The sequence below is a fragment of the Candidatus Desulfatibia sp. genome (assembly GCF_036446775.1).
Taxonomy (GTDB): domain Bacteria; phylum Desulfobacterota; class Desulfobacteria; order Desulfobacterales; family UBA11574; genus Desulfatibia_A.
In genome coordinates this window covers 1-10,752 of sequence record NZ_JAZFTO010000144.1, presented here as the reverse complement: position 1 = coordinate 10,752, position 10,752 = coordinate 1, and the positions used below count along the sequence as shown (strand labels likewise).

Annotated in this window: 10 protein-coding genes; all 10 read right to left on the bottom strand. The window is 42.9% G+C overall.

All coding sequences use genetic code 11. The annotated features are described in order from the left end of the window. Window positions 1–857 (bottom strand): lipopolysaccharide heptosyltransferase II (waaF, locus tag V3S16_RS07270; protein ID WP_413884009.1); only part of this gene is annotated, 857 nt, incomplete at its 3' end. A gap of 256 nt (window positions 858–1,113) precedes the next feature. Beyond that, window positions 1,114–2,025, bottom strand: a complete 912-nt coding sequence (locus V3S16_RS07265) for a lysophospholipid acyltransferase family protein (protein ID WP_413884008.1) — start codon at window positions 2,023–2,025, stop codon at window positions 1,114–1,116. A 148-nt stretch (window positions 2,026–2,173) separates the two neighbouring features. Further along, entirely contained in the window at window positions 2,174–2,941 is a 768-nt protein-coding gene (locus tag V3S16_RS07260) for a glycosyltransferase family 2 protein (RefSeq protein WP_413884007.1), read from the bottom strand. 393 nt (window positions 2,942–3,334) lie between these two features. Next, window positions 3,335–4,507 (bottom strand): tetraacyldisaccharide 4'-kinase, encoded by a 1,173-nt coding sequence (gene lpxK / locus V3S16_RS07255; RefSeq protein WP_413884006.1) that lies wholly within the window; start codon window positions 4,505–4,507, stop codon window positions 3,335–3,337. Between the two features lie 39 nt (window positions 4,508–4,546). Further along, window positions 4,547–5,863 carry a 3-deoxy-D-manno-octulosonic acid transferase gene (locus tag V3S16_RS07250; protein WP_413884005.1) on the bottom strand — a complete coding sequence of 439 codons (1,317 nt, stop codon included), beginning with the start codon at window positions 5,861–5,863 and terminating at the stop codon, window positions 4,547–4,549. 137 nt (window positions 5,864–6,000) lie between these two features. Continuing rightward, complete coding sequence (lptG, locus tag V3S16_RS07245; protein WP_413884004.1) at window positions 6,001–7,077, bottom strand: LPS export ABC transporter permease LptG; 1,077 nt, start codon at window positions 7,075–7,077, stop codon at window positions 6,001–6,003. Next, the gene (gene lptF / locus V3S16_RS07240; RefSeq protein ID WP_413884003.1) at window positions 7,068–8,243 is read right to left on the bottom strand and encodes an LPS export ABC transporter permease LptF; all 1,176 of its coding nucleotides are present in this window, start codon (window positions 8,241–8,243) and stop codon (window positions 7,068–7,070) included. Before lptF ends, lptG begins: the two co-directional genes overlap by 10 nt. Window positions 8,244–8,754: 511 nt before the next feature. Beyond that, window positions 8,755–9,906, bottom strand: coding sequence for an AAA family ATPase (locus V3S16_RS07235; RefSeq protein WP_413884002.1), 1,152 nt, complete (start codon window positions 9,904–9,906; stop codon window positions 8,755–8,757). Window positions 9,907–10,012: 106 nt separating this feature from the next. Further along, window positions 10,013–10,258 (bottom strand): type II toxin-antitoxin system HicA family toxin, encoded by a 246-nt coding sequence (locus tag V3S16_RS07230; protein WP_413884001.1) that lies wholly within the window; start codon window positions 10,256–10,258, stop codon window positions 10,013–10,015. Beyond that, the gene (locus V3S16_RS07225) at window positions 10,258–10,596 is read right to left on the bottom strand and encodes a hypothetical protein (protein WP_413884000.1); all 339 of its coding nucleotides are present in this window, start codon (window positions 10,594–10,596) and stop codon (window positions 10,258–10,260) included. Before V3S16_RS07225 ends, V3S16_RS07230 begins: the two co-directional genes overlap by 1 nt. Window positions 10,597–10,752 lie beyond the last annotated feature (156 nt).

Below are 10,752 nucleotides of genomic sequence, written 5' to 3'. Positions count from 1 at the left end.
ACGTTGAGGGCTGCCGCCACATGCATCAAACCGGAATCATTGGTAACAAAAAGGCGGCACTGCTCGATCAATGCCATGGCCTCTTCCAAATTGGTCTTGCCGGATAGGTCCAGCGGGGCATAATTCATCATTTGTGCTATTTCCCGGCCTAATTGTCTGTCTTCGGGACTGCCAAAAATAAGGATGCGGAAATCCGAAAATTTATGTATTTTATCCGCCAACCGGGCAAAGCGCTCAGGATGCCACTGTTTAGCCGGGCCGAATGTTGCGCTGGGGTTTATGCCTACTATACCGTTTGACCTGGATAGGCTGTGTTTTCCCAAAATTTCTTTGGCCCTCTGACGCTGTTTACTGCTCACAACAAAATATAGGGCCGGGTCAGCGTCCTTTAGTCCTATCTCGCGGAGAATATTTAGATAGTACCTGGCTTGATGGACTTTTTTGAATTCCGGCTTGCAGGCAACAGCATGGGTCAGCAGAAGGCTTCTGGCATCGGTATTGTATCCGATTCTGAGAGGAATGCCGGCCAGAAATGTAATCAGTGCTGCTTCAAAGGCATTTTGCAACAGAATCGCCGCATCAAAACGATATTGCCTAAGCTCTTTTGCAAGTCGCAATTTGCCCCCAAAACCTTTGTGTCTTTTAGTCCCATCGTATATTAAGACGGCATCCACATGGGTACTGTTGTCAAAAACCGGCGCCACCCAGGGCTTGGCCAAAATACTAATGTGAGCCTGGGGAAAGTTATCCCGGATTGAACGCACCGCGGGCGTGGTCATGATCGCATCTCCGATCCAGTTCGTGGAACGGATCAAAAGCCGGCGAATATTTTCAGGTTTTATTGGTTTTATGTCCATTTAATAACAGGTTGGTTAATACTCAGATATCCTGCCACCAAGGCACAAAGACACTAAGATTTTATTTTATTTTCTGTGGCCTTGCCGACATGCATACAGCTAAGAGGATCAAATTCAAGCCCGTTCAGCCGTCTTAGCCAAAAGGCTGCTATGGCGAAATCAACTTATTTCTTGGTGTCTTTGTGCCTTAGTGGCTAAATATTAACGAATATTTTAACTATCCGTGTTTATCCCTAAAATCCGCGTAGTCAGTGTTCTATTTTTCCGGTTCTCTTGGCCATGACTGGTAAGGTTTGGTCTTCCAGCGTTGATGCAGCCAGAACCACTGATCCGGATATTGGCGCAAAAAAGATTCGATAACGTTATTATACAGCTGGGTATTGTCTTCCACATCACGGGTTATATCCCCGGTTTGTTGAAGCGGAATTTCCGGTAAAAACTTGGCTGTAAAACCTTCTTTTTCGCGAACCATAAAACCCGGAATCACCGGTGCCTGAGTTTTTAAGGCTAACAGTGCCAAACCACTGTTGGTACAAGCCCTATGTCCCATGAAGTCCACAAAAACACCTTCATACCAGTCGACATTCTGATCCATCAGCAGTGCAACCAGTTCGCCGCGTTCCAAGCTTCTTAGAATCGCTAACAGGCTGCGTTTTAGGGGAATCACCTTAGCCCCGAACCGGGTTCTTAAGTTAATAAAAAAACTGTCAAAGGGTTTAAAATCAAGCGGGCGATATAAAACAGTCAAAGGGTAAGCGAGCATGGCACCAATGACCGACAGAAGTTCCCAGTTGCCGAAATGGCCCGTGAGCACCAGCACTCCTTTGCCTTGTTCAAAGGCCTTTTTGATATGCGCCCGGCCTTCAATCTTAAAATATTTCATCAACTGCTGCTCGTCCAGGCTAAGGGACCAACCAATATCTAAAACAAGCTGTAATGCATTCACGAAAATCTGCTTGCCCAGCTTTCTGATCTCATAGTGATTCTTTTCGTGACCAAAGGCGCGGGTTAAATTGTCCAAAACGATGCTTTGGTGTTTTCTATCGACCAGAAATAAGAAATGACCCAAGAAATTACCAAACCTGAATGACCACTTTCGCGGTATAAATCCTATAACCCTGAACAATATCTCGATTAATTTGTAAGCAATCTTTTCTGTTTTCAACATAACCCAACAACATTAAATCATTCAGGTTCGGAAAACCCGGCTTTGAGTGCACCCCCGAAGGGTGCCGTCTGTCTCAAATGAACTAAATTAAATTACAAATCACAGATATCAAACAAATATTCCAGTTTAACCGATATGGACGCTTAAGTTATACATCATCTTTTTCCCGAAGTCCCGTTTCCCACGCTTTGGCATGCTTTAAAAACACATACCAGGCGGAATTCATGGCGATAATTAATCCCGGAATCCCGTCCAGAACACCTAATTTCCAAACATAGCACTCCAAAAATTTGCCGAGCGCATGTCCCACGCCGACCAGTACAAATCCGCTGCCGGCCGGAGGTTTTTGAGCGGCATAAATATCCGAAAACCTGTTTATAGTTTTGATCTGATCTGCAATCCCCCGGTAAACGTGGTGCAGAATCGGTTGGGAAAGCCGTTCCACCTTTCCATCAATCAGAAGTTTTTCGTGCAGGGCATCACCACTCCAACTGCCGCTTCCACGGCGAACAAGACGTACTTTATAATCCGGATACCATCCGCCGTATTTTATCCAGCGTCCTAAATAGCGGGATAATCTGGGCATGGAAAAACCGCTAACTTCCGGAGCGGTATGCAGGACGGCATCCATAATCTCCACAGCCAGAGTTCCCGCTATCTCCTCGTCGGCATCAAGGTTTAAAACCCATTCTGATGTCGTCTGCTCCATGGCAAAATTTTTTTGCTCTGCATATCCCGGCCACTCATTAAAAATAACTCTGGCCCCCAGTCTTTCACAGAGGACCTGAGTTCCATCGGTACTGCCGGAATCGACAACCACCACCTCATCTGCAAATGATGCGCTTTTCAGCAGCCGGCCGATTCGATCCGCTTCGTTCTTGGCAATTACGGCGATGCTTATTGTCGGTTTTTCCATGTTTTACAATCTCTAACCTTAACTCGAACAAGGTGAAACGTAACTTCTCAATAAATGGAGGCTACCGGTAATGAAATTTGAAAATGGCTGACTGTTTGAACGCATTAGTGAGTGTTAAGAAAAAACAGCACCTATCTGATATCTTTATAAATAATAGAGACGTAATAACCATAGATCATTCTTATTTCAATGTTATGGCCCTGTTTTTTCTTTAGACTCACTTTTGCGTGAGTTTCAGACGTTTTCAAATTTTATTACCGGTTGCCGGGCCACTGACCAGAACTTATTGAAAAGTTACGGTGAAACAATTTAACTTATTGTATTATTTCGTATTTTCAAAATTTAGCGTTATCGTGATTATTTTTTTCGTCATAAATGGAACGAATATTTCAGCTATGCTTTATTGTCCTTGCTTGTCAGCGCTTCGATCCTGCTGTTAATAAAACCGTTAAAGGCCGCCTCATCTTCGCCAAAGGCACTGTCTATGCCGATTACCGCAAGATCCATAGGCCATTTTATTCTGTGCGCAATCCGGGCATAGTCCTTTTCGGTGGTGACAAGAAAATCCGCCTGGGCTTCTTTAGCTGACCGCACTATATTTTCAAGCTCCATGACCGAATAGGGGTGATGATCCGGAAATTCCAGAGTGCCTGTCACAACACAATCCAGACCGGCTAACGTCCCGTGAAAATCATGATTATCGGCCAAACCGGAAAAGGCAAACACATGACGTCCCTTTAAAAACTCCTTTCCGAATGTAGATGATCGCCGAAATTTCTTCCCGATAGAGGCCTTTGATCCTCTGACCACAACCTTGATATTCGGGACATGAAACGTTCTAAAAATCGGTTTTCCTTTCAAATAGCGTTTAAGTTGTGCCAGATAAGTTGCTGTTTCAGAGTCGGGCGCAGCATCGGACCTTGTTAAAATAAAAGCATCGCCTCGCAAAAGCGCCGATACCGGCTCCCTCAAGATGCCTCTGGGCAATAAATGCATGTTGCCAAACGGTCGACGATAATCCAGCAGGACCAAATCAAGATCGCGCTCAAGCTTTAAGTGCTGAAAGGCATCATCAAGCACCACAACATCCGGATTAAATTCTTTAACAGCCAGCATACCGGCTTCAAAACGGTTATGCCCCACAATGACCGGGATATTTTCGAGTCTCATGGCCATCATGTAGGGCTCATCGCCTGCAATCTCAGGACCCATGAGTATTGTCCGGCCGTCACTGACAACACCACCGGTCTTTTCGGCGCGCCCCTTGTACCCTCTGCTTATGACTACAACCTTATATCCAAGGTGCTGGAAACGCTCTGCCACAAGCATTGTCATAGGGGTCTTCCCGGTTCCTCCCAGTGTCAGGTTCCCGACGGATATAACTATACAGGGAAGCCGCTTTGGCTGTAAAATTCTACGACTGTAAATATTTTGCCGTAATTTTACACATCCTCCATAAACAGACGATAGCATTAACAAAAAAGCTCCAAACGACAAAACGGAACTGCCGGTGCTGTCGGCGCCGTTGGCCATTATGGCTTCAATTTTCTTAATAATCCTGTCCATGATATATTTTTTAAATGACAAATAACGACTGACAAATGACTAAGTTCGATTTTGGAAACATGCCTCGATCACCTTCAGTGTTTTATCAACAGCGCCTTTGTTGTCGTTAAAGACTTTAAATGCATTTTTTCCCATCTCTTGAGCTTTTTGATGATCTCTTAAGAGCATGGAGACTGTTTTATACAGGCTTTCAGCGTCTTGCACCCGGAAGGCTCCTCCTGCTGCCACCAGCATGTTAGAAATTTCAGCAAAGTCACTCATATCATGTCCGAACATGACCGGTTTGCAAAATACGGCCGGTTCAAGCGGATTGTGCCCGCCGCAATCGACAAGACTGCCACCCACAAATGCTACGTCAGCCAGGGCATACAGTTTTTTTAAAACCCCTATGACATCGACGACAATTACATCGAATGTACTATCCGGTGCTATTTTATCCAGCACTCCCATAAGAACAGTATAAAATCCGGCCGATTCAAAAATACGCTGAACAGATCCGGCACGCTCCGGATCTCTGGGGGCAACTATCAAAAGAAGTTCGCTAAATTCTTTTTTCATCTTCGTAAATACTTCAAGCAGTATGGCTTCTTCTCCTTTATGAGTGCTGCCGGCCAATATAACTTTTTGTGACGGTTGTATGTGAATCGATCGCCGTAACTTTTTAATTTCCGATGCCGGCAGGGACTGACCTGCCTGCTCAAATTTAATGTTTCCGGTAACCGTTATCCTGCCTAACGGAATACCAAGGGCTCTGAAGCGTTCGGCATCCTCCATGGACTGCGTGCAAATGCCTGCAAAGGACAAAAATACTGGTTTAGAAAAAACAGCCAGGCGTTTATATCCCCTAAAAGACCTTTGGGACAGTCGCGCGTTGACAAGTACTACCGGTACATTGCGCTTTTTCATTTCAAACAAAAAATTTGGCCAAATATCCGACTCAACGATAACAACAAAGGCCGGATCTATTTTTACGGCCATGTGCTTAACGGACAAAGCCAAATCATAGGGATAAAAAAAGACGGCATCCACCGTGTCTTTAAAACGCTCATTGGCAATCTCAAATCCAGTTTTAGTGGAAGCAGAAACGAAAATTTTTCTGTTTTTGAAATGATTGATTATTCCCGCGACCAGAGGCTCAGCCGAAAGAACCTCTCCCACCGATAAGGCATGCACCCATATGGGCTTTTTCTCCAGGCAGCAGCTTCTGTTTAGTCTGGTGGCTTTAACTACTTTCTGCACTCCCAGTCTTTGAAGCACCGTCTTCCGCCGCTTGTCTGATATAAGAACAATCGGAAGTATCAGAGGAAATCCCAGAATGATCACAATTAAAAACAAGATATTATACAGAACAATCATGCTTCGCATCTTTAACATAAATACCCGATTCGTAACCGTTCACGGAATCTATGAAATCCCAAATTCCAAGCATCAAATTCCAAATATTTGGAATTTCCACTAACTCAACTACTCCTTGAATGGATACCCCGATTCTTTTAATCTGCATTTAATAATATCAAAGTTCCAACACATAAAAAAATAAAGTTTGCCGTCCAGGCGGCCAGAAAGGGAGGCAGCATTTCTCCATAACCAAGCGAAATACATAAACTGTAGAATATCCAGTAAAGAAATGTTATGCCGACCCCATATGCGATGCTCACCGGCAAGCCGTCTGTAACACTGCCTCTAACAGCTATACCTGCTCCCAACATACCCATGATGATGCAAACAAGTGGAAAAGCTACTTTGGCGTAAAGGTCTACCCGGTAGGCGGCTGCATTGTATCCTTCCATTTCAACCTTTTTGATATATTCAAGAAGTTCCTTGAAATTCATCTCTTCCGACTTAATAATCACCTGGCTTAAATTGTCAGGCGCAAAATCAAACGTCTCGCTTAGTCTTTCGTGAAATGTTATTTTGTAGCTACCGTCATTTTTATTAAGATTTTGCTCCATAACATTATCAAGCAGCCATGGGCCTTGTTTGAAAACACCCTTTTCAGCATCGACTCTTCTTATAAGTTTGAACTTCTCATCAAATTGATAAAGGGTGATTCCATAGAGGGTTATAATTTTCGGATTGAAATATGCTATATGTGTGATCGAACGGTTACCTTTAATCCAAATGTTTTTTTCCTTTGAAATTACAGCTAATTCCTTTCTGACTTCCCTGAGCCATATCTGGTTGGCTTTTCCCATGGTGATGGGAACGATAGATTCGGAAAAGAAAAAAAGAAGGATGCTGAAAACAAGCCCCATCACAAGCACCGGCTTTAACAGGTAAAAGATGCTAACGCCGCTGCTTTTTAAAGCAACGATTTCATTGTTCCTGACCATAAGACCAAAAACAACCAGAACTGCAAGCAGAATACAAACCGGAAGGATCTGGACGATAATAAAAGGTATCTTTAATAAAAAAAAAGTTAAAGCTTTCGAAAGCGGCAGCTTAGCTTCCATGAAATCATCGATTCTTTCAAAAAAATCGACGGCAACATATATGCCGACAACCATTGCCAACATCATCCCAAAGTATTTAGAAATCTGTATCGCCAGGTATTTATGTATTATCGACATGATTTCCGAAACATAACTCGTTTAAGCAATGCCGGCAAATATCTGATATTCACCGGACGCTCTTTGGCTGTTCTGTCGAGCAGAAACAGACCCAAACCACCCATAACAACATTAGGAAGCCACATGCCTATCACCGGAGGATAAACACCGGCTTCACCAAAAACCCACCCGGCCGACAACATCAAGTAATAAAGCAAAAAGAAAAAAAGCCCCAGACCCAAACCAAACGATCTTTTAGCTGACTGCGACTGTATTCCCAAGGGAACGGCCAGAATCCCAAGGGCAAAACATGCAAAGGCGATTGAAAATTTCTTGTGAAATTCTGTCAGTGCAGTAAAGTATCGGACATCTTTTTTTGAAAAGGTTTGTATGTACTGACGCAGTTCAACAAGATTCATCTCTTTTTCGTCTTTGGGCCGTCCCTTGGCCGCAGAAATTGTCCTCTCTAAATCGAGGTTAATGTCATAGGTGTTAAATTTGATGGAATGCGTCGCCTGGTTCTTAATATCGACCTGATTGATGCTTCCGTCATACAGTCGCAAATGAAAAGACGGACTATCGGCTTGCTTAAATATATTTCCCCGCGGGGCGACCACGGTGCTAACGATATTTTTATTTCTTTTATCCTCAATAAAAATATTGATAAGGGTTTTACTTTTTAAATCGATTTTATTCATATACAGCATAACGTCTTTAAAGCTGTCATTAAAAGTCCTTTCTTTGAGTCCAATATTGGCATTAGATGAAACGACTTCAAGTGTCAGGTCTTTAAACGACAACCTTCCCCACGGCACCCCGTAAATAGACATAAACCCGGTAAGCAAAAATCCCAATAAGCAAAAAAGCATCACCGCTGGAAGCAGCCTGTAAATACTAAACCCGCCGGCTTTTAAGGCGACGATCTCATTATCGTCGGACAATCGAAGAAACGTCAGAAGTATGCTCATCATAATGGACAGAGGTATCACAAATTCAAGGAAATGGGGTATGGAATAGAACAGCAGTAAAAAAACCGAGGATATGCTGATCTTGTAATTTACAATCATTTTGGTAATATCGAGTATTTTTGCCATCAGGAAGACAAAAGTGAAAAATCCTATATTGAGGATAAAGGGTGGAATCATCTCTGTGAAAATATATCGATTTACAATTGAGTTGATTTTCATAACAGGCAGGCGGTGTTTATAACTTGAACCGTCATAATTTGCGCTTTTAGATTCTTAAATTTGGACAAGATAAATCAGGTTTCCTCATTGATGATTTTCGATTGATGATTTAAGAACGGAATCTATGAAATCCCAAATTCCAAGCATCAAATTCCAAATAAATCCCAAATATCAAGCACCAAATTCCAAACACCATGCCAAAAGCAGGTAAGAATCTCAAATTCCAAATACTAATGACCTAAACTGTTTTGATTTTTCCAGTATTGATGAAAATATCTTTTTCAATTCATTTGCCTCTTGTATCAGATTTGGGCATCATTAGCATTCTTCAAGATCATATACTGGTTTGTTATTTGGGATTTTGGTCATTGGTATTTGCCTGCCCTGTTAAATAAATCGTAGATTTAATGCGAAGCATTATTTAACAGGGTGAAAGATTTGTATTTTGGTGCTTGGAATTTTCATGATTTTCATAAGCCAGTAACTTTATTTATTCCAAGCAATTAACTGTTTAAATGACGTGGCCCCGGGGGTCCATTATATATTCAATCCAGTTTGTCATGAAAATATCGGAAAATTGATAAGGCCCTTCAAGGGTTCTAAGCAGGATTCCCTTTTTAACCAGAGAGTCAAGAGATGCTTTGATGGAAGATGAAGGTCCGATGCCGTGGGTGAGTTGAAACTCTTTTGAAAAAGGTTTTAAACCGGGTGTACGGCTCAAAGCGATTAAGAGCTTTTTTTGTTGCTGGGATGCCGAGCGCCACAGCAATTCATAGTGAGGCGAGTCTTGCTGAGCGATGATCACCGGCAGCGTATCGATCATCGCTGGTGTGATAACACGATCATCCCGGGCAATTTCCCACAGAATATTACAGAGCCTCTGAATATTGTGCGGGATATTTTGGCCCAATTCAAAGATTTTATGCAAATCCTGCCTGTTTGCCGTGTATCCTCCTTTTTGAAGCCAGTTTACGATAAAATCCGAATAGGCATCTTGGCTGATTGGGCCAAGGTTCATAATGCGGCCCAGTTTGTAAAATGCTCGTTTGCGATCCTTTACCATTGAAAGCATGACTGATTCTTCGGAACCGGAGAAAATATAACCGATATGTTCATGTTGTTGAATTTCGGAACGCAGCGCCTTTTCAAGGTGCCTACCGTTAAATTTGATAAGATCAGAGAATTCGTCGATAATAACAACCAATTTGCGATTTTTTTTACCTGCTAACGTTTCGGCGTGATTCATTCCTTCAATCAGTGCAGCAATTCCATCTTTTTCCTGTACAACGACTTCAACACCGGCGGTCAGCGAGCCGTCGTGTCCGACTGATACTTTGGGTCGCAGCCGATGCAAACCAGATAACATTTTTATCAATTTGTCGGTATTGGTTTCAAGTCCTTTGGAGGCCGTGTGCGTGAACGTTTCGGCAAAGCTTTTTATATCCGGGCAGGCATTGAGGTCGATGTAAGCGGACGACAATCCAATTTCATCCAGCGTATCCATCAAGTTGAACAGAAGGCAGGTTTTACCGTAGCGTCTCGGAGAAACCAGAAAAACCCTGCTGAGGTTTTCCATTTCGCGCGTAAGTTCATCCAATTCTTCCGTGCGGTCGGCAAAGTAGGGTCCGCGAACAATACCGCCGAATTTAAACGGGTTGTCCATAACCATCGACCTTTTCGTTAATAACGTTTCGCTAATTACGATACGTCATTAACGTACTGCATAACATGTTATCATGTCAAGAAAAAAGGATCCTAAACTGAGCGTTTCAAATTAGGTAGGAGTAAAATTCTTTTTTTGTAAGTCCCGACTGTTGGATCATGCGACCAAGAAGCTTATGGCCATACTTTTCTTTTTTGCTTTTCAGGTGGTCAACCGTTACAATGCGGCGTTGCCCCTTAGTATAACCCTCCCATTGGGCATGACTTGCTTTTTGGCGTTTTACGCTAAACCCAAGGGCTTTTAGAATGCTTTCTACTTGGCGCCGGTCGAGTGGTGGATACTGCCCGCCCATTAACAACTACTGGACAGATGAAAAGGGATAAGTTCCTTAAATGTAATGTTGCCAGGGAAGTCTCTAAACGATATTACCAGTCTTATAAAATAGTAGTTTAACCAGTCAAGAATTGGAGCGCGTCTTGAAAGCAAGGCAGGAACCGAGTCGGCATCGCTTGTATCAAGTACGGTTTCAATATAACTTTCGATCATTTCATGAAGCTTGCTCCTCAGCTCTTCTACAGTTTCAGCTTCAGCGGCCAAATTAAAGTTCAGGCAGATTCCATGCCACCCGCCACTGGCCAAGCGGGAACCATAACATTTTAATACTAATTTTGAGGGTGAAACCTGTGCCATAAGCATACCCCCTTTCGGTTTGGTTGGGTTACCGTTTATTTTAAAGTCTCTATTGAGGGTTTTTGTCAAGTATTTTCGCTTTACCACTCTATATATAGACTTTCATATTATTATACAAGATAGAGTAATGGCAATACGGCTCTGTAGCCCATATCG